A 17971-nucleotide genomic window follows, 5' to 3' on the forward strand; every position below is an offset into this window, starting at 1 on the left:
GTAACAGCGGCGTGAGGGGCACCGATCCGGTCTGTTCACAAGTGGTTAGCGTTAATCAATTCGTGCGAATTGCGCGCTAACGTCCTCCAATATCTCTCAATGAACCGGGCAGAGTTTGGCGTGACGGTGACTTGGTCTACTATCGGGCAGCGGAGTGCGCGGGTGGCGGCAGCCATGATCGCGGCACTCTCGATGATTTTTGTTTTCGCGGCAGCGCCGGTGCAGGCAGCGAGCGAACGCGCCCTCTATCTCTACTACACTCACACCAAGGAAACCGCGCGCATCGTCTTCAAGCGCAACGGCCAATATGTGCAGTCGGGGCTCAACGAGCTCAACTATTTCCTGCGCGACTGGCGTCGCAACGAGCCCACCAAGATGGACCCGCGCCTGTTCGACCTGGTCTGGGAAGTCTATCAGGATGTCGGCGCCAGCCAGCCGATCAACGTCGTCTCGGCCTATCGCTCTCCTCAGACCAACGCCATGCTGGCCAAGAACTCCTCCGGCGTCGCTGACAATTCCCAGCATATGCGCGGCACGGCCATGGACTTTTTCATTCCCGGCGTGCCGCTGGCCAAGCTGCGTGCCGCTGCCATGCGCAAGCAGGTGGGCGGCGTCGGCTACTACCCGACCTCGGGCAGCCCCTTCGTGCATCTGGACGTTGGCTCCGTGCGCGCCTGGCCGCGCATGACCCGAGCCCAGCTCAAGGAAATCTTCCCCGACGGCCGCACCATGCACCTGCCCACCGATGGCAAGCCGCTGTCGCAGGAGGGCTATAACGTGGCCCTCGCCGAGTGGAAGCGCTGCCATGCCTTCCCCTGTGGCGGCGGTTCATCCGGCACCCAGGTTGCTTCCAACAATAGCGCCGGCGGCGGCGGCAAGACGCTGATGGACATGTTCTTCGGCGGCAATGACAACCAGCAGGCCGCCCAGCCGGCGCCACAGGCACAGGTACAGACTGCCTCGCTGGCCGCACCCGTCGCGACGCCATCGGCCAGCCCCATCGCTCCGGTCCCGGCCATGCGCCCGGCCAGCCTTGGCATGCCGATGCAGCAAACCGCAGCGGCAGCCCCGGTCGCCCCCATGCCCGCGACGGCGCCTATGGAGGTTGCTTCTGCTGCGCCCACCGCCATCCCCTTCTCGACGGTTGGCAGCGCTCCGCTCGACCCCTCGGAACTGACCACGGCTCACATCGCGCCCATGCCGGTGATGAAGTCCGAACGCCTTCAGGTGGCCACCGCCTCTGCCCTGCCCGCTGGCGACGCCGTCACTGCGCTGGCCGCGCTCACTGCGCCGCCGGTCCCGCAGCCGCGCCTCATCATGTCCGAGACGCCAGATACGCTCACCGCTTATCTGCCGACCAATGGGCCTGAGCCTGAGGCCCAGCGCGCCCTCGACATGATCATTTCCGGCTCGACTCCCGCTAGGAACGCACCGACCCCGCTGCCGGGCCTGCGCCTGCCCATCCTGCCGGGCGGCGTTGCCGCGGCCACCGGTATCCAGACCGCCTCGCTGGGCGGCGCCGCCGCCGATCCCATGGCCAATCTCTTCGCGTCGACCTTCGACGCTGCCGGCAAGACCACTGCCGAACCGCTGGCCGCGGCCCTCGCCCAGCATGTCAGCCGCCCCGAGGGCACCGATGCCATGCGGGACCGCGACTTCGTCGCCCCCGATCTCGAACACGTGGTCGACATCTTCATGGCCCCAGCGGCCCTGACCTCGGACCATTTCGCCGTGATCTTCGACCATGACGAAGCCGATTTCGATCCGACCCCGGAAATGGGCCGCTATGTCGTGGTGATGAGCGCCGGCGACGATACCACCAGTCTTGGCCACAAGAGTTTCAGCCCGGCCAAGCCACTCGCCGTCGCCAGCAATTGAGATTTTTGGGCGTCGAGCGTCGCCGGCCATAGAAAAGCCGGCCTCCTCGACGCCCTATCCACTATGACAGATGCGCGACGCCGAAACGGGGCCGGCATTGCCAAGGCCCCACCCCGAGCCTAAAGAGGGGTATTCAGTTTCGCCTCCAGGGAGCCCCCCTTGGCCGACAAGCCCTCCACACCGCTGCTCGATACCGTCAACAGCCCCGCCGAATTGCGCGCCCTGCCGCGCGAAGACCTGCGCCAGCTGGCCGACGAATTGCGCTCGGAAATGATCGACGCCGTGTCGGTCACCGGCGGGCATCTGGGTGCGGGCCTCGGCGTCGTCGAACTGACCGTGGCCCTGCACACCGTCTTCGATACCCCGCACGACCGCATCATCTGGGATGTCGGCCACCAGGCCTATCCGCACAAAATCCTCACCGGCCGTCGCGACCGCATGCGCACCTTGCGCCAGAAGGACGGGCTCTCGGGCTTCACCCGCCGCGCCGAAAGCGAATACGACCCGTTCGGAGCCGGCCACTCGTCGACCTCGATTTCGGCCGGCCTTGGCATGGCCGTCGCCAGCGATCATCTGGGCACCCCGCGCAATGTCATTGCCGTCATTGGCGATGGCGCCATGTCGGCCGGCATGGCCTATGAGGCGATGAACAATGCCGGCGCCATGGATGCGCGGCTGATCGTCGTGCTCAACGACAATGACATGTCGATCGCCCCGCCCACCGGCGCGCTCCGCACCTATCTCGCCAAGCTCGTCTCCGGCCCGGTCTATCGCGGCACGCGGGAAGCGGCCAAGGCCGTGGTGCAAAAGCTCCCGCCCTTCCTGCACGAACCCGCCCGCAAGACCGAGGAATTCGCGCGCTCCTTCTTCACCGGCGGCACGCTGTTCGAGGAGCTGGGCTTCTATTATGTCGGCCCGCTCGATGGCCATAATCTCGATGACCTGCTGCCCATTCTTGAAAATGTGCGCGATGCCGGCGCCGGCCCCATTCTCGTGCATGTGGTGACCAAGAAGGGCAAGGGTTACGCCCCGGCAGAAAACTCCGCCGACAAATATCACGGCGTCTCAAAATTCAACGTCATCACCGGCGCCCAGGCCAAGGCGCCGTCCAATGCGCCGTCCTACACCTCGGTCTTTGCCGAGACGCTGATCCAGGAAGCCCGAGACGATGAGCGCATCGTCGCTGTCACCGCCGCCATGCCCTCGGGCACCGGCCTCGACAAATTCGCCGAACTCTTCCCCAACCGCATTTACGATGTCGGCATTGCCGAGCAGCATGCGGTGACCTTTGCCGCCGGCATGGCGACCGAAGGCATGAAGCCCTTCTGCGCCATCTATTCGACCTTCCTGCAGCGCGCCTATGACCAGGTGGTGCACGACGTGGCCATCCAGGGCCTGCCGGTGCGCTTCGCCATCGACCGCGCCGGCTATGTCGGCGCTGACGGGCCCACCCATGCGGGAAATTACGACAACGCCTATCTCGGCGCCATCCCCGGCATCGTGCAGATGGCCGCCGCCGACGAGGCCGAATTGCGCCACATGGTCGCCACCGCCGCCGCCTATGACGCCGGCCCTATCGCTTTCCGCTATCCGCGCGGCGACGGCATGGGCGTCGACATGCCCGAACGCGGCGCCATCCTGCCCATCGGCAAGGGCCGCATCGTCCGCCAGGGCGGCACCATTGCGCTTCTGTCCTATGGCACACGCCTGGGCGAAGTCCTCGCCGCTGCTGACCGGCTGGCCGCTCTTGGCCTCAATCCTACGGTCGCCGATGCACGCTTCCTCAAGCCGCTCGACGAAGAGCTGATCGCGCGCCTTGCCGCCACCCATGATGTGGTGATCTCGACCGAAGAAGGCGGGCTGGGCGGCTTCGGCAGCCATGTCGCCACCTTCCTCGCCGCCAATGGCCTGCTCGATGGCAAGACCCGGTTCCGCCCCCTGATGATCCCCGACCGCTTCGTCGAACATGCCAGCCAGGCCGATATGTATGCCGAAGCCGGCCTCGACCGCACCGGCATCGTCAACACCGCCCTCACCACCCTCGGCTACGACCAGGCCGCCATGACCGCCGCCCTGGCCAAGATTTAGCAATCGCCGCAAATGCGGGCGTTCGCCTAACCAAACATCAAGCTTTTAAGCGCCTTGATGGTCGCGCGCCTGTGTTTGGAGTTGCGCTATGACCATGACCAGCCTTGCCCTCGGCGCCAGCGGCATGCACCGCGCCAGCGACCGGCTAGACGCTAGCGCTACCCGCATTGCGCGATCAGGCACCGATCTCGAAGGCGTCGACCTGGCGCGGGAAATGGTTGGCATTCTCGAGGCCAAGACCAGCTTCAGCGCCTCGGCCAAAGTGGTGACCACTGCTGACCAGATGTCGAAGTCGCTCCTCGACATCCTTGTCTGATCGCTGCACCGAGCCGCCAGATAAAACATCCGTCAGCCGCGCCGACAACACCGAACGACCAGACATGGCGGCGCGCAGCCCGCACCGGCCACAAACGAAGAGCGCAGGCACCGCCCCAACGGCGCCCGCGCTCCGATTTTTATAGAACAGCTGCCCTTACGGCGCTTCGACCATGCCCAGGGCCGACATGTAGAGCTCGAGCAGGGCTTCCTGCTCCATGCGCTCATTGGCGTCCTGCTTGCGGATGGCCACGATCTTGCGCAGGATCTTGGTGTCGAAGCCGTTGCCCTTGGCCTCGGCATAGATCTCCTTGATGTCGGCGGCGATGGCTGCCTTCTCTTCTTCCATCCGCTCGATGCGCTCGATAAAGGCGCGGAGCTGGTCCTGGGCGACGCTATCTTCAACGGCCATGGCAAACCTCTCAAAAACTGTCTGTGTGGCAACAAGCCGGCGCGACATTCTCTGCCGATTGTGTCCGCATCGTGCGGCAGGCGGGCAGCGGCCGGTCAAAAAATGATCCGGCCTCGTTGAACCGCAAGCGCGGTGCCGGTTCAACCCTTTTGTGGGTCAATCCACATGACACACACACCCCCTCCGTGCATACCCGCAATTCCGACAAAACCGCCCTTTAGCCATTGACCTCGTCTTTCGCATCGGCTCAAACAAAGGCACCGATTTACCGATGAATTCCGGCTTCCCCGTGCACAGCATCCGCCTCGGCTCGACCCTGCTGATTGCAGCCCTTGGCGGGCTGGTTGCTTTCGCCACGCCGGCGCAGGCCGATTTGCGCATCTGCAACGAGACCGCCAATCTCGTCTCAGTGTCCATGGGCTATCGCGCCGAGCGCGGCTGGATGAGCGAAGGCTGGTGGCAGACCCCGCCCGGCGACTGCCGCGTGCTGTACCAGGGCGACCTGCAGCGCCGCTTCTACTATCTCTACGCCGTCGACGACATTGGCGGCGGCGCCTGGGATGGCGAGGTGTTCATGTGCACCCGTGACGAAACCTTCACCATATTCGGGGTTGAGGATTGCCTCGCCCGGGGCTATGAGCGCACCGGGTTCTTTGAAGTCGATACTCAGAACCGGACCGACTGGACCCTGCAGTTGACCGAAAGTGCGGGTGCTCCCGCCGTCGTCGGACCGGACCTGGGTGAAGACCTCGAGGATCCGGCATTTCTCGTCGATCCCGACGCCCCCCTAACGCCAGACAAGACGGACACGCAATGAGACGGATCAGACGCGCGAAGATCCTCGCCACCCTCGGGCCAGCCAGCCACGAGGAAAAGATGATCGAGGAACTGGCCAAGGCGGGCGCCGATGTGTTCCGCATCAATATGAGCCATGCCAGCCACGACCTGCTGCACCAGACCGTGGCGCGCATCCGCCGCGTCGAAGAGCGTCTCAAGCACCCCATCGGCATTCTTGCCGATCTGCAGGGCCCCAAGCTGCGCGTCTGGAAGTTCGCCGAAGGCTCGGTGAACCTGGTCGCGGGCCAGAAATTCACCCTCGACAGCACCGCTGACGACCAGGGCAATACCGAGCGGGTTTACCTGCCGCATCCCGAAATCATCGAATCGGTTTCCGTCGGCGACCGTCTGCTTCTGGACGATGGCAAGCTGCAGCTCAAGGCGACTAAAGTCGGAGGCGGCGTCATCGAGACCGAGGTGGTCTATGGCGGCAAGCTCTCCGACAAGAAGGGCGTCTCCCTTCCCGATACACTGCTGCCCACCGGCGCGCTGACCGAGAAGGACCATGCGGACCTGCTCGAAGCGCTCAAGGCCGAAGTCGACTGGATCGCCCTCTCCTTCGTGCAGCGCCCCGAAGATATCATCGACGTGCGCAAGATCGTCCAGGGTCGCGCCGGCGTCATGGCCAAGATCGAAAAGCCGCAAGCCATCGAGCGGCTCGAGGAGATCGTCAAGCTCTCCGACGCCATCATGGTGGCGCGCGGTGACCTCGGCGTCGAGCTGCCGCTCGAAACCGTGCCGGGCCTGCAGAAGCGCATGATCCGCATGTGCCGTCGCTACGGCAAGCCGGTGATCGTGGCGACGCAGATGCTCGAATCCATGATCACCGCCCCGGTGCCGACCCGCGCCGAAGTCTCGGACGTGTCGATCGCCGTCTTCGAAGGCGCCGATGCGGTCATGCTCTCGGCCGAAAGCGCCTCGGGCCAGTATCCGATCGAAGCCGTCGCCACCATGAACAAGGTGGCCGTGGCGGTGGAAAGCGACGCCAACTATCGCGGCATCATCCGCGCCGCCCAGACCGAGCCGGAAGCCACAGCGGCCGACGCCATCTCCGCCGCAACCCGCCAGGTTGCCGAGACGCTCGACCTGGCTGCCATCGTCACCTACACCGCCTCTGGCTCGACCGGCATTCGTGCGGCTCGCGAGCGTCCCAGCAAGCCGATCATTGCCCTGTCGCCGAACCTGCGCACCATTCGCCGCCTCTCGGTGGTCTGGGGCATTCATTGCGTGCAGACCGAGGACGCCGTCAACCTCGAGGACATGGTCGATCGCGCCTGCGTCATCGCCTATCAGGAAGGCTTTGCCCGCCCCGGCGACCGCATCGCCATCACCGCCGGCGTGCCGCTGGGGACCCCTGGCGCCACCAATATGCTGCGCATCGCCTTTGTCCGCCAGGATGGCGCCGGCTCCAGCTGAGCCAGGCCGCAGCATTGCAAATGCAGAACGCCACCCCCCGGGGTGGCGTTCTCGTTTCACGGCAGATCGAGATAGGCCTTGAGCACCTGCAGGTCCGTCCGCAGCCATTCGCATTCTGAGCTGAACTGGTCGTCGCTCTCATCTGCGGTCTGAATGATCGTCAGGCAAAGCTCCGTGCCCTTGCCATTGGGGAACACCCGGATGTGGTGCACCCGTGGCAGGCGCCCTTCCACCGCCACGGCAAGATCGAGCACTCCGAGCGCATTGGGCGGGGTAAAGGTCAGCTGGACGTCTTGGCCGAAATAGCGCGAGTGCCAGACATAGCCACTGGCCTGTCGCAGCTGCATGTCCCGCACGCCGTCGGTCCAGAGCAGGATATTCGCGGGATTGCTGAGAAAGGCATAGGCTTCCGCATACGGCCGGTTGATGGCCAGGCTGAGCGTGCGACTGGGAAACATGGTCTTGCAACACGTGGAGTGCAGGAACGCAGCGTCTGCGTCAGCCTGCGGGAGAGGCGGGGACCGGCTTCTGCCCGGCGGCGCAGCCTTATCACACGGGAAACCTGCGTCAAACCATTGATTTAGATAGATAAATTTGCAGATAGTGCACGAATTTTCTGTGCAATATCCGGTTTCAGCCTTGTTGAGATTCGATGAGGGTCTTCAGCGTCATCAGATCGGTATTGATCCATTCGATCGCAGACGAAAACGTCGTCTCACTCATGCCCACACGCTGCAGGAAAGTGAATTCGAGCCGGGTAGTGCCATCCTCAAGTGGCGAGATACGCAGCGGCATCCACAAGAGCGGATCACCCGGCGCGAACACGGCATGGTCGAAAATGCCATCGCCATTGGGCGGGCTGAAGCGAATATGGCGAACCCCGCCAAAGCGCACCTCGGCCGACCAGTCGCCATTGGGCAATTGCTGATAGGTATTGGGGTCGACTGCCGCCCATTCCGGATAATTGCGCGGATTGGCCAGATAGGCCTCGGCCACCGCATAGGGGGCCTCGATATCCAGGACGAATTTTTGCGACAGGGCCATGAACCATCCTTGCTGGAGCCGGGCCCAGAAAGCAACAAAGCCCGCACTAGCATGCGGGCTTTGTCGATCAGGTCAAGTCCTGGAGTCTGCGCTTAGCCCTGGCGGGCCTTGAAGCGCTTGTCCACCTTGTTGATGATGTAAACGCGTCCGCGACGGCGGACGAGCTTGTTCGCGCGGTGGCGAGTCATCAACGCCTTCAGCGAGTTGCGGATCTTCATCGTTCTAATCCTCAGGTCAAACAACAAGGGCGCCAAGGCGCCCCGAAAACTGGGCCCTTCATAGGGAATATGCCCTCGCCTGTCAACGCGCCAAACAGAGAGTTTTCCCGCTTTATCCCGCGACATCTGCGCAAGATGCGGCTGGAGCAGGCAAAGGCCCGCCCCGGCCGGAAGCACTGTGCGCCTCAGGCGCCCAGGACTGCCTCCTGGTCCGCCGGAATTTCAATTTCACGCCAGCGCAGGCACGCCACCAACCGCCCATTCTCGATGGTTTCGAGTGGCGGCCGCTGCTCGGCACATTGCGGTTTGGCAAAGCGGCAGCGCGTGCGGAAGGTACAGCCCGAAGGTGGATTGATCGGCGAGGGGATTTCCCCCTTGAGCGCATCGATCCGTCTTTGCCGGGCCAGCTTGGGGTCCGGTATCGGCACCGCCGTCAGCAAGGCACGGGTATAGGGGTGCTTGGGATCGTCATAGATCTCGTCCCCTGTCGCCAGCTCGACGATGCGGCCGAGATAGAGCACCAGGATACGGTCCGAAACGTGCCGCACCACCGACAGATTGTGCGAGATGAAGATCAGCGTCAGCCCGAACTCGTCCTTGAGCTCGGCAAGCAGGTTGAGGATCTGCGCTTGGATCGACACGTCCAGCGCCGATACCGGCTCATCGCAGACGATGAGCTTGGGCTCGGTGATCAGAGCCCTTGCGATACCGATGCGCTGCGCCTGCCCGCCCGAAAACTCGTGCGGATAGCGGTTGATCATTTCTGGCAGCAGCCCCACCGATTCCATGATCCGCACCACGCGGGCCCGTCGCTCGGTCTTGCTGAGGTCAGGCTTGAGCGTGCGCAGCGGGTCCTCGATGATCTCGCCCACCGTCATACGCGGATTGAGCGAGGCAAGCGGATCCTGGAAGATGATCTGCAGATCGGCGCGACGCTTGCGCATCTCTTCGGCCGGCAGCCGCGTCAGGTCCTGACCCAGCCACAGCACCTGCCCCTGATCGGGGGAGAGCAATTGCAGGATGCAGCGGCCGAGCGTCGACTTGCCACAGCCGCTCTCGCCCACGATCCCCAGGGTTTCGCCCTGACGCACGTTGAAGTTGATATCCTCGAGCGCCGTCAGCGTCAGCTTGCGGGAAAACAGGCCCGTGGCGATCGAGAAGGTCTTCTTGAGATCACGGATTTCGAGAAGATTGCCTGGCGACTGATTCATCACGCCACCTCTTCATATTTGAGCGGGCCTTCGTAGAAACAGGCCTTTTCCCTGCCATCCCCGATGGGGGTCAGCGGCGGCCGCTCTTCGAGACACTTGGCGAAACAGAAGGCGCAGCGCGGGTTGAACGAGCAGCCCTTGGGCAAGTGCTCGAGGCTGGGCGGCAGACCCTGGATCGGATCGAGCCGCGCCGCGCGATGCGCGATATGCGGCGTCGAATGCAGGAGACCCAGCGTATAGGGGTGGCGGGGGTCGTAGAACAGATCGTCGACCCGTCCCTTCTCCACCGCCCGGCCGCCATACATCACCATCATGCGGTCGGCGACCCCGGCGACCACGCCCAGATCGTGGGTGATCAGCACCAGCGAGGTGCCGAAATCATTGGTAAGGGTCTTGAACAGATCCAGCATCTGCGCCTGCACCGTCACGTCGAGCGCCGTGGTCGGCTCGTCGGCGATGAGGATTTTCGGCTGGCACAGCAGCGCCATGGCGATCATCACGCGCTGGCGCATACCGCCACTCATTTCGTGCGGATAGGCATTGGCGCGCTTGACCGGTTCGGGGATACCGACCCGCTCGAGCATTTCCACCGCCGACTTGGTCGCCTGTTCCCGGCTGAAGCCGCGATGCTTGACCAGCACTTCGGACAGCTGGGTCTTCACCCGGAGGCTGGGATTGAGCGAGGTCATCGGATCCTGGAAGATCATGGCGATGTCCTTGCCGCGGATGCGGTCGAGGGCATGGGGCGCCATGCCCACCAGGTTGGTCTCGCCCAGCATGGCCTTGCCGGTGGTTTTGCCATTGCGGGCCAGAAGCCCCATGATCGACAGGAAGGCCTGGCTCTTGCCCGACCCGCTCTCCCCCACCACGGCCATGGTCTCGCCCGCTTCGAGCGAGAAGTTGAGGTTGTTCACCGCCCGCACTTCTGAATTGCGCAGGGCAAAGGTGACACTGAGGTCCTGGACATCGAGTACTTTGGTCATGTCAGCGATCCTTGGGATCAAGCGCATCGCGCAGGCCGTCACCGATATAGGTGAGGCAGAACAAGAGCGTGACCAGCACCGCCGCCGGCGCCATCAACAGCCAGGGCATCACCTCGGCCACCGGCGCACCGGCGGAGATCAGCGTGCCGAGCGAGGTCTGCGGCTCCTGCACGCCAAGGCCGAGATAGGAGAGGAAGCTCTCGGCGATGATGATTTCGGGAATGGTCAGCGTTGCATAGATCACCACCGGCCCGGTGAGATTGGGCACGATATGGCGCAGGATGATGGTGAAGGGTTTTGCCCCGCCGGCCTTGGCCGCCTCGACGAATTCCTTCTCCTTGATGCTGAGCGTCTGTCCGCGCACGATACGCGCCATGGTCAGCCATTCGATCGCCCCGATACCGACAAACAGCAAGACCGGATTACGGCCGAACATCACCACGAGGATGATCACGAACAGGATATAGGGCAGCGCATACATGATATCGACGATACGCATCATGATGGCGTCGACCCGGCCGCCGAAATAGCCGGCAACGGCACCATAGACGACGCCGATGCTGACCGAGACGAACGTCGCCACGAAGGCCACGATCAGGCTCATCTGCGTGCCCTGCAGCACGCGGGCGAGCATGTCGCGGCCATTCTGGTCGGTGCCCAGATAATGCCCCGCCTCGAAATTGGGCGGCTTGCGGATATTGCTCCAGTCGACCTGTGAATAGGCCCATGGCACGAAATAGGGGCCGACAAACGCGACGACCACGATCAGCACCAGGATGAAGATCGACAGCACCGCAGCCTTGTTGCGGCTGAGGCGATAGAGCGCGTCCTGCGTCAGGGACCGGCCCTTGGGCGCGTCCAGAGTGGCCAGCTTGTTGGCATAGTCGGTGAGAACGGCGTCTTTTCCGGTAAACCCAGCCATCAGCGATACCTCACCTTGGGATCGAGCCAGGCATAGATGAGGTCCACGATCAGATTGAGTGCGAGAATAATGAACATGTAGAGGATGGTCGTTCCCAGAACGATGCCGTAGTCGCGGTTGAGCGCTGCGGTCACGAAGTACTTGCCAATCCCCGGCAGGCCGAAAATCTGTTCGACGGCCAGCGAGCCGGTGAGCAGATAGGACAGGCCGGGCCCGAGATAGGAGACCACGGGCAACAAAGCCGGCTTGATGGCGTGACGCGCCAGCACCAGCCGTTCACCCAAACCCTTGGAGCGCGCCGTACGCACGTAATTGGTGCCCAGCACTTCGATCATCGAACCGCGCATCAGCCGGCTGATGCGACCCGCATGCGGCCAGGCCAGCACGGTGACGGGCAGCACCAGATGCATCCAGCTGCCATTGACCCAGCCGCCGGCCGGAAGCCATTTGAGATAGACGCCAAACCACAGCTGCAGCAGCGCCGCCATGAGGAAGTTCGGGATCAGCACGCCAATCATCACGCCCAGCACCAGCACATAGTCGGGCCACTTGTTCTGATAGACAGCGGCGACCATGCCCGCGAGCATGCCAATGGCCGTGGCGATGACGAAAGCGGTCAGCGCCATGGTGAGGGTGAAGGGGAAACCGATGGCGATCAGCTGGCTGACATTGAAGCCGTCGATCACCATGGAGGGACCGAGGTCGCCCTGCAGCAGGCGCCAGACATAAATGAAATACTGCGTGATCAGCGGCTGATCGAGATTGTAGTGGGCCCGCAGATTGGCCAGCACGGTGGGGGGCAGGGCCCGCTCGCCGTCGAAGGGGCCACCGGGCGCCAGACGCAGGATGAAGAAACAGACTGTAACAGCGATCAGTGCAATCGGAATGGCCGAGAGCACGCGCCGGAAGGCATAGGCCAGCATGAATTAGGACTCCTTGCCGGAGCGCTCGCAGACAGGGGGCCTGTGCGCATCACGGACAAAAGAACCGTGGGGGCTGTTGGCCCCCACGATCATCATTCTTTCCGCTTATTCCGACTTCGAGAGCCAGCGGGTGCGGAAGATGTTCTTCGGGTTTTCCTCGAAGCCCGAGATCTTCGGCGACACGACGTCCTTGGACACGTACCAGTAGATGGGGATCGCGGCGAACTCGTCCATGGCGATCTTTTCGGCCTTGGCGAGCAGCTCGCCGCGGGCCACCAGATCGAGCTCGGTCGAAGCCTGGGTCATGAGCGCGTCGAACTCGGCGTTCGAGAAGCGGCCATAATTGTTGCCCCAGTTCATCGTGCCGGCCTGGTCGGTACCGGTCTTGAGCAGGTCCAGCGTGTTGGACGGGTCATTATAGTCCATCAGCCAGCCAGCACGGCCGACCTGGAAGTCACCGGCGCGCAGGGCGTCGTAGTGAACGGCGGTTTCGGCGTTGAACAGCTCGACCTTCACACCGATTGGCTCCCACATGGCGGCGATCGCCACGGCGATACGCTGGTGGTTGTCGTTGGTGTTGTAGCGCAGCTGCAGGGTCAGCGGCTTGTCGGGGCCGTAACCGGCTTCCTTCATCAGGCCAATGGCCTTCTCGACGCGCTCTTCATAGGGAACGTCGGCCCATTCGGGATGATAGGCGTTCTCGACATAGTTGGCAGCGCCCGGCGGCACCCAGCCATAGGCCGGCAGTTCGCCGGTGCCCAGGATATCGGGACCGATCACGTCACGCACGATGGTGGTCGAGAGCGCTTCGCGGATTCGGACGTCGGAGAGCACCTGGCCCTCTTCCTGGTTCATCACATAGTAGTAGATGCCCAGGAACGGGGTCACGTGAGCCTGGCCCGGCAGGTTTTCCTGCATCCAGGCATACTGGTCTGCGGGGAAGTCGGTCAGGATGTCGAATTCGCCGGCGCGGTAGCGGTTGAGCGCTGCCGCCTGGTCTTCGAGCACGTGGTAGTAGACTTCATCGATCTGCACATTGGCAGCGTCGTAATAGTCGGCGTTCTTTTCCGAACGGACATAGGAGCCCGGCAGCCATTCCTTGATCAGGTACGGGCCGTTGCCGACAATGTTCTCGACCTTGGTCCAGTCATCGCCCAGCTTCTCAACGAGATGCTTGGGAACCGGATAGGCGGTGTAGTGGGTCAGCGCTTCGAGGAAATAGGGGGTCGAAGCGTTGAGGGTGATTTCGAGAGTCTTGTCGTCAATGGCCTTGACGCCAAGTTCGTTGAGATCGGTGATCTCGCCGGAATTGATGGCTTCAGCGTTCTTGATCGGGAACTGCAGGTAAGCATAGTCGGCGGCGGTGGTCGGGTTGAACAGGCGCTGGAAGGCGAACACGAAGTCGCCGGCCGTCACCGGGGTGCCGTCGGACCACTGAATGCCGTCACGCAGATGGAAGGTATAGACCGTGCCATCTTCGGAGATATCCCAGCTTTCGGCCTGGCCAGGAATGGCTTCGGCGGTCGGGCTTTCGGTCAGCAGGCCTTCGATATAGTCGCCGATGACGCGGTTTTCCCAGTCGCCAGAGGCCTTATGCGGGTCGAGCGTGCCCGGATCACCACCATTGTGCAGCTGCAGCGTCACGGCGGAAGCTGCAGTGCTCATCATCAGCGCCATTGCGCCGGCGGTAGCGACCGCCTTCAGAGCTGTCGTGAACTTCATTCTCGTCCCATCTCCTTGTGGAATTCTTCGATCTTTGTCGGCTGCGCCGTTCAGTCTGCGCAGCGTGCGAACCTCATGGCCGCCAGTTTTTACCTGTCGGTCAAGGTAATTGGACGGTATCCCGCAATTCCGTCCACTGACAAGCAAAAGATTGACCTAAACGTCATCAAACCGCCGGTTGTGAACATTCTGCGATGACCTGGCACAGGGAAACGTTATTGCGCCCGCTATTGGTGCGACGCAAAGTCGTTTCCAATCCGTCATGAATTCGCCACGAGCCCTAACGGCAATAATGCACACACGGCGCCCGCCTGCCGGCAGCTCCGGTTGACAAACTGGTAACACCCAAAAAACTCAGCTGCCGAGCAATCCGGCCTGTTGCCCGGCATAGATCGCCAGGGCCAGCGCAACCAGCGCGGCAAAGGGTACCCAGGCTGGCATCGGCCCGCGGGGTTTCTTCACCGGCGGCTCGGGCTTTTTCTCCGGCCGCCGGAATTTGATAACGTTTTCGCTCATGCCGCGCTCTCTACCAGAGCGGCGACGCCCATGCCACCGGCCGTGCACACCGAGATCAGCGCGCGCTTACCCACCTGTCCCGAAAGCAGCTTGGCTGTCAGCCCCAATATACGCGCCCCGGTGGCGGCGAAGGGATGGCCATAGGCCAGGCTCGAGCCCTTGACGTTGAGCTTGGCCGGATCGATCTCGCCCAGCACCGCGTCGCGGCCCAGCACGTCGCGGCAATAGGCCGGATCGTTCCAGGCGCGCATCGTGCACAGCACCTGCGCCGCAAAGGCCTCGTGCAGCTCGAAATAATCGATATCGGCAAAACCGAGCCCGGCACGGTCCAGCATTTCGCTGACGGCTATGGTCGGCGCCATAAGCAGGCCCTCGCCATGGGCGAAGTCATTGCCGGCGACCCGCCCCATGCTCAGATAGGCCAGGATCGGCAGGCCGCGCGCCTTGGCCCAGTCTTCGCTGGCCAGCAACACGCTCGACGCCCCATCGGTGAGCGGCGTCGAATTGCCGGCGGTCAGCGTGCCACTGCCGGACTTATCGAAAGACGGCTTCAGCGAGGCCAGCTTTTCCAGGCTCGTATCTGTGCGCACATTATTGTCCCGCACCAGCCCGGCGCATTGCACCAATAGGTCGTCATGGAACCCCTCGTCATAGGCCGCCGCCGCATTGCGATGGCTGGCCACGGCCAGCGCATCCTGCGCCTGGCGGGAAATCCCCCACTCCTTGGCCATCAATTCGGCATGCTGGCCCATGGAAAGGCCCGTACGCGGCTCGTTGACCGATGGCGCCACCGGCGCCAGTTCGCCAAGGGAAAATCCCTTGGTGAAAGCCTTTAGCTTTTGACCCGTGGTCTTGGCGGCATTGGCCGCAAGCAGGCGGTGCTGGAATTTCGGCCCGAAGACGATGGGGCTGTCGCTGACCGTGTCCGATCCAGCGGCAATACCGCTGTCGATCTGTCCGGAAGCAATCTTGCCGGCCAGCAGCAACGCCGCCTGCAGGCTGGTTCCGCAGGCGATCTGCACCGTCGTCCCCGGCGTGCGCGGCGACAGCCCCGCATCAAGCAGCGCCTCTCGGGCAATATTGAAATCGCGCGAATGGTTGATCACGGCGCCCGCGATGACCTCATCCACCTTCTCGCCCTTGAGCCCATATTTCTCGGCCAACCCACCCAGGGTCGCGCCCAGCAGGGAGAGATTGGTTTCATCGCTATAGGCCGTACCGCCCCGCGCGAATGGAATCCGGGCCGAACCGACAATGGCAACGCGCTTGAGTTCAGTCATGTTTTTGTCCCTCAACGAGGTTGCAATTCTGGCGCGGGAGGCGCCCAACCCACTGATCGTCACCCTCGGGCTTGACCCGAGGACTCTTCACTTGGGGATGGCGCAGCAAGTTCAGGCCCCTCGGGTCAAGCCCGACGGTGACGGCCGGGGATAATGCGGACAGATGCGCAATAACGCCCATCACGCCCGCCCATCCGCACGAGCCCGCATCGGACCACCGAGGAAAGGCGCAAATCCCGTCCCCATGATCACGCCGACATCGGCCATGTCAGCCGAACCGACGACGCCCTCTTCCACCACCACTTCTGTCATGTCCACCAGCGGCTTCACCAGTTCGCGGCCCAGCGCCGCAATATCGGCATTCGCCGGGGTCTCACCCTTGACCGCCTTGCCCTTCTCCCACTTGTAAAAACCTTCGCCGGTCTTGCGGCCCAATTTGCCCTCGGCGATCAGCCGCGCAAACCGGCTATCGGCGGGTATGGAGTGTCCCAGTTCGGTCGCCACCGACTTGCCGACATCCAGGCCCACTGTATCCATGAGCTCGATCGGCCCCATCGGCATGCCGAAGGCCACGGCGGCGGCGTCGAGCAATTCCTTGCTCTCGCCCTTTTCCACCCGCTCCACGGCACCCAGCATATAGGGCATGAGCACGCGATTGACCAAAAAGCCCGGCGCCGACTTCACCACTACCGGCGACTTGCCGATGGCGAGCGCGAAGCTTGCCCCCCTGGCGATGGCCTCGTCGGAATTGAAGCGCGAGCGGATCACCTCGACCAGCGGCAATTGCGCCACCGGATTGAAGAAGTGCAGTCCGATCAGCCGCCCCGGCTCCTTCAACGCCTCGGCAATGCGTTCGAGTTCGATCGAGGACGTATTGGTTGCCATGATCGCGCCCGGCTTCATCCGGCCCTCGACGCCGGAAAAGATCGATTGCTTGACCTCGAGCTTTTCCACCACCGCCTCGATGATCACATCGGCGCGCGGCACGCCACTGCCCTGCGGGTCGGCGGTCAGCCGCAGCATGGCGGCATCGACTTCGCGCTTTTTGCGGTAGCGCTTCTGAAACAGCTTCTTGGCCCGATCCAGCGCCGGCTGGATGCGCGCCATGTCGAGATCCTGCAGCGTCACGCTCATGCCGCGATAGGCGCACCAGGCCGCAATATCGCCGCCCATCACCCCAGCGCCGATCACATGCACACGCGCAAACTTTGCGCCCTTGAGCCCCTGCTTCTTGAGCCCCTCGGAAAGAAAGAATACCCGGCGCAGATTGGTGGCGGTGGGCGAGCCCATTAGTGGCACGAAGGCATCGATTTCCCCGCGCACCATCGCCTGCCAGTCATTGCCGTGCTTTTCGAACAGATCAATCAGCGCATAGGGCGCTGGATAATGCTCGCGCCGCGCCTTCTTGCCAGCCTGCTTGCGCATCTGGTTGGCCACCGCCTCGCGCACCAGCGGCAGGGCGGTGAGCTTCTTGGTCCAGCCGGCGCCACTCGACCGGCGCGATTGCAGCACCGCGTTGCGGCCTTCCCAGCGCAGCATGTCGCGATGCCGCACCAGCTTGTCCACGAGATTGAGACCACGCGCCGCGCCGGCCCGCAGCATCTTGCCGGTCAGCATGATCTGCATGGCATCGACCGGCCCTGCCTGCCGGATCGACCGACCCGTACCGCCAAAGCCGGGAAAAATCCCGAGATTGACTTCGGGAAAGCCGATGCGGGTTTTGTCGTCATTGACCGCAATTCGGTAGTGACAGGCCAGCGCCAGTTCCAGCCCGCCGCCGAGACAAAAGCCGTGAATACCGGCGACGACAGGCACCTTCAAATTCTCGATCCGCCAGAACAGCGCATGGGTGCGCTTCAGCGCCTCGGTCAGCACCGACGGCTCGCTGATCCCGTCGAATTCGCTGACATCGGCGCCGGCGATAAAGCCGCTATCCTTGCCGGACAGCAGCACCACGCCGACCAATTGCTTGGAATTGGCCAGATCCTCGATCCGCGCCACCAGCGTTTCGAGCTCCATGATCGCTTCCCGGCTCAGCACATTCACCGAACCCTCCGGCGAATGAATGGTGAGCCAGCCGATCTTTTCGAGATCGGTATGAAAGCTCCAATGCTTCGTCTCGGTTGCCTGTGGGGCGATCATGGTCACTCCTCAAATCCTCCAGTCGGTCTCCCCTCCCCCTTGAGGGGAGGGAATGAGGGTGGGG

General features: G+C 63.1%; 17 protein-coding genes. 5 read left to right on the top strand and 12 right to left on the bottom strand.

Annotated features, from left to right (window positions below):
- Nucleotides 1-174 precede the first annotated feature (174 nt).
- The 3 genes from DEVEQU_RS07615 to DEVEQU_RS07625 all read left to right on the top strand — a co-directional run bounded on the left by DEVEQU_RS07615 (nt 175) and on the right by DEVEQU_RS07625 (nt 4282).
- The gene (locus tag DEVEQU_RS07615) at nt 175-1878 is read left to right on the top strand and encodes a DUF882 domain-containing protein (protein ID WP_126149978.1); all 1704 of its coding nucleotides are present in this window, start codon (nt 175-177) and stop codon (nt 1876-1878) included.
- Nucleotides 1879-2037: 159 nt separating this feature from the next.
- On the top strand, nt 2038-3966 hold the full coding sequence (gene dxs / locus DEVEQU_RS07620; RefSeq protein ID WP_126149979.1) for a 1-deoxy-D-xylulose-5-phosphate synthase: 1929 nt from the start codon (nt 2038-2040) through the stop codon (nt 3964-3966).
- An 88-nt stretch (nt 3967-4054) separates the two neighbouring features.
- Nucleotides 4055-4282, top strand: coding sequence for a flagellar basal body rod C-terminal domain-containing protein (locus DEVEQU_RS07625; RefSeq protein ID WP_126149980.1), 228 nt, complete (start codon nt 4055-4057; stop codon nt 4280-4282).
- Nucleotides 4283-4438: 156 nt separating this feature from the next.
- Here DEVEQU_RS07625 and DEVEQU_RS07630 read toward each other — a convergent pair whose 3' ends face one another.
- A complete protein-coding gene (locus DEVEQU_RS07630; RefSeq protein ID WP_126149981.1) occupies nt 4439-4693 on the bottom strand; it encodes a DUF2312 domain-containing protein in 255 nt (84 codons plus the stop codon).
- A gap of 271 nt (nt 4694-4964) precedes the next feature.
- Here DEVEQU_RS07630 and DEVEQU_RS07635 point away from each other — a divergent pair, with 271 nt between their 5' ends.
- Both DEVEQU_RS07635 and pyk read left to right on the top strand, forming a co-directional pair.
- Nucleotides 4965-5510, top strand: a complete 546-nt coding sequence (locus tag DEVEQU_RS07635) for a DUF1036 domain-containing protein (protein WP_126149982.1) — start codon at nt 4965-4967, stop codon at nt 5508-5510.
- The gene (gene pyk / locus DEVEQU_RS07640; protein ID WP_126149983.1) at nt 5507-6946 is read left to right on the top strand and encodes a pyruvate kinase; all 1440 of its coding nucleotides are present in this window, start codon (nt 5507-5509) and stop codon (nt 6944-6946) included. Before DEVEQU_RS07635 ends, pyk begins: the two co-directional genes overlap by 4 nt.
- Before the next feature lie 56 nt (nt 6947-7002).
- Here pyk and DEVEQU_RS07645 read toward each other — a convergent pair whose 3' ends face one another.
- The 11 genes from DEVEQU_RS07645 to DEVEQU_RS07690 all read right to left on the bottom strand — a co-directional run bounded on the left by DEVEQU_RS07645 (nt 7003) and on the right by DEVEQU_RS07690 (nt 17907).
- The gene (locus tag DEVEQU_RS07645) at nt 7003-7404 is read right to left on the bottom strand and encodes an SRPBCC family protein (RefSeq protein ID WP_126149984.1); all 402 of its coding nucleotides are present in this window, start codon (nt 7402-7404) and stop codon (nt 7003-7005) included.
- Nucleotides 7405-7579: 175 nt separating this feature from the next.
- The gene (locus DEVEQU_RS07650; RefSeq protein WP_126149985.1) at nt 7580-7990 is read right to left on the bottom strand and encodes an SRPBCC family protein; all 411 of its coding nucleotides are present in this window, start codon (nt 7988-7990) and stop codon (nt 7580-7582) included.
- Nucleotides 7991-8082: 92 nt separating this feature from the next.
- Nucleotides 8083-8208: a type B 50S ribosomal protein L36 gene (ykgO, locus tag DEVEQU_RS07655; protein WP_046105532.1), complete on the bottom strand. Its 126-nt coding sequence runs from the start codon at nt 8206-8208 to the stop codon at nt 8083-8085.
- Nucleotides 8209-8393: 185 nt separating this feature from the next.
- On the bottom strand, nt 8394-9419 hold the full coding sequence (locus DEVEQU_RS07660) for an ABC transporter ATP-binding protein (protein WP_126149986.1): 1026 nt from the start codon (nt 9417-9419) through the stop codon (nt 8394-8396).
- Nucleotides 9419-10402, bottom strand: coding sequence for an ABC transporter ATP-binding protein (locus DEVEQU_RS07665; RefSeq protein WP_126149987.1), 984 nt, complete (start codon nt 10400-10402; stop codon nt 9419-9421). The genes DEVEQU_RS07660 and DEVEQU_RS07665 overlap by 1 nt, the downstream gene beginning before the upstream one ends.
- 1 nt (nt 10403) lies before the next feature.
- The gene (locus DEVEQU_RS07670; RefSeq protein ID WP_126149988.1) at nt 10404-11324 is read right to left on the bottom strand and encodes an ABC transporter permease; all 921 of its coding nucleotides are present in this window, start codon (nt 11322-11324) and stop codon (nt 10404-10406) included.
- Nucleotides 11324-12247 carry an ABC transporter permease gene (locus tag DEVEQU_RS07675; protein ID WP_126149989.1) on the bottom strand — a complete coding sequence of 308 codons (924 nt, stop codon included), beginning with the start codon at nt 12245-12247 and terminating at the stop codon, nt 11324-11326. Before DEVEQU_RS07675 ends, DEVEQU_RS07670 begins: the two co-directional genes overlap by 1 nt.
- A gap of 105 nt (nt 12248-12352) precedes the next feature.
- Entirely contained in the window at nt 12353-13969 is a 1617-nt protein-coding gene (locus DEVEQU_RS07680; protein ID WP_126149990.1) for a peptide ABC transporter substrate-binding protein, read from the bottom strand.
- Nucleotides 13970-14323: 354 nt separating this feature from the next.
- Nucleotides 14324-14485, bottom strand: coding sequence for a hypothetical protein (locus DEVEQU_RS19860; protein WP_164550308.1), 162 nt, complete (start codon nt 14483-14485; stop codon nt 14324-14326).
- Nucleotides 14482-15765 (bottom strand): acetyl-CoA C-acetyltransferase, encoded by a 1284-nt coding sequence (locus tag DEVEQU_RS07685; protein ID WP_126149991.1) that lies wholly within the window; start codon nt 15763-15765, stop codon nt 14482-14484. The genes DEVEQU_RS19860 and DEVEQU_RS07685 overlap by 4 nt, the downstream gene beginning before the upstream one ends.
- A gap of 180 nt (nt 15766-15945) precedes the next feature.
- Complete coding sequence (locus tag DEVEQU_RS07690; protein WP_126150005.1) at nt 15946-17907, bottom strand: 3-hydroxyacyl-CoA dehydrogenase NAD-binding domain-containing protein; 1962 nt, start codon at nt 17905-17907, stop codon at nt 15946-15948.
- Between the last annotated feature and the right edge of the window lie 64 nt (nt 17908-17971).

The sequence above is a fragment of the Devosia equisanguinis genome, assembly GCF_900631955.1.
Classification (GTDB): Bacteria; Pseudomonadota; Alphaproteobacteria; order Rhizobiales; family Devosiaceae; genus Devosia; species Devosia equisanguinis.

What these genes read in the sequence shown, in the direction of transcription:
- ykgO (WP_046105532.1), bottom strand. Translation starts at nt 8,208, where the DNA reads ATGAAGATCCGCAACTCGCTGAAGGCGTTGATGACTCGCCACCGCGCG.
- DEVEQU_RS07630 (WP_126149981.1), bottom strand. Translation starts at nt 4,693, where the DNA reads ATGGCCGTTGAAGATAGCGTCGCCCAGGACCAGCTCCGCGCCTTTATC.
- pyk (WP_126149983.1), top strand. Translation starts at nt 5,507, where the DNA reads ATGAGACGGATCAGACGCGCGAAGATCCTCGCCACCCTCGGGCCAGCC.
- DEVEQU_RS07635 (WP_126149982.1), top strand. Translation starts at nt 4,965, where the DNA reads ATGAATTCCGGCTTCCCCGTGCACAGCATCCGCCTCGGCTCGACCCTG.
- DEVEQU_RS07615 (WP_126149978.1), top strand. Translation starts at nt 175, where the DNA reads ATGATCGCGGCACTCTCGATGATTTTTGTTTTCGCGGCAGCGCCGGTG.
- DEVEQU_RS07645 (WP_126149984.1), bottom strand. Translation starts at nt 7,404, where the DNA reads ATGTTTCCCAGTCGCACGCTCAGCCTGGCCATCAACCGGCCGTATGCG.
- DEVEQU_RS07675 (WP_126149989.1), bottom strand. Translation starts at nt 12,247, where the DNA reads ATGCTGGCCTATGCCTTCCGGCGCGTGCTCTCGGCCATTCCGATTGCA.
- DEVEQU_RS07660 (WP_126149986.1), bottom strand. Translation starts at nt 9,419, where the DNA reads ATGAATCAGTCGCCAGGCAATCTTCTCGAAATCCGTGATCTCAAGAAG.
- DEVEQU_RS07625 (WP_126149980.1), top strand. Translation starts at nt 4,055, where the DNA reads ATGACCATGACCAGCCTTGCCCTCGGCGCCAGCGGCATGCACCGCGCC.
- DEVEQU_RS07665 (WP_126149987.1), bottom strand. Translation starts at nt 10,402, where the DNA reads ATGACCAAAGTACTCGATGTCCAGGACCTCAGTGTCACCTTTGCCCTG.
- DEVEQU_RS07680 (WP_126149990.1), bottom strand. Translation starts at nt 13,969, where the DNA reads ATGAAGTTCACGACAGCTCTGAAGGCGGTCGCTACCGCCGGCGCAATG.
- DEVEQU_RS19860 (WP_164550308.1), bottom strand. Translation starts at nt 14,485, where the DNA reads ATGAGCGAAAACGTTATCAAATTCCGGCGGCCGGAGAAAAAGCCCGAG.
- DEVEQU_RS07670 (WP_126149988.1), bottom strand. Translation starts at nt 11,324, where the DNA reads ATGGCTGGGTTTACCGGAAAAGACGCCGTTCTCACCGACTATGCCAAC.
- DEVEQU_RS07690 (WP_126150005.1), bottom strand. Translation starts at nt 17,907, where the DNA reads ATGATCGCCCCACAGGCAACCGAGACGAAGCATTGGAGCTTTCATACC.
- DEVEQU_RS07685 (WP_126149991.1), bottom strand. Translation starts at nt 15,765, where the DNA reads ATGACTGAACTCAAGCGCGTTGCCATTGTCGGTTCGGCCCGGATTCCA.
- DEVEQU_RS07650 (WP_126149985.1), bottom strand. Translation starts at nt 7,990, where the DNA reads ATGGCCCTGTCGCAAAAATTCGTCCTGGATATCGAGGCCCCCTATGCG.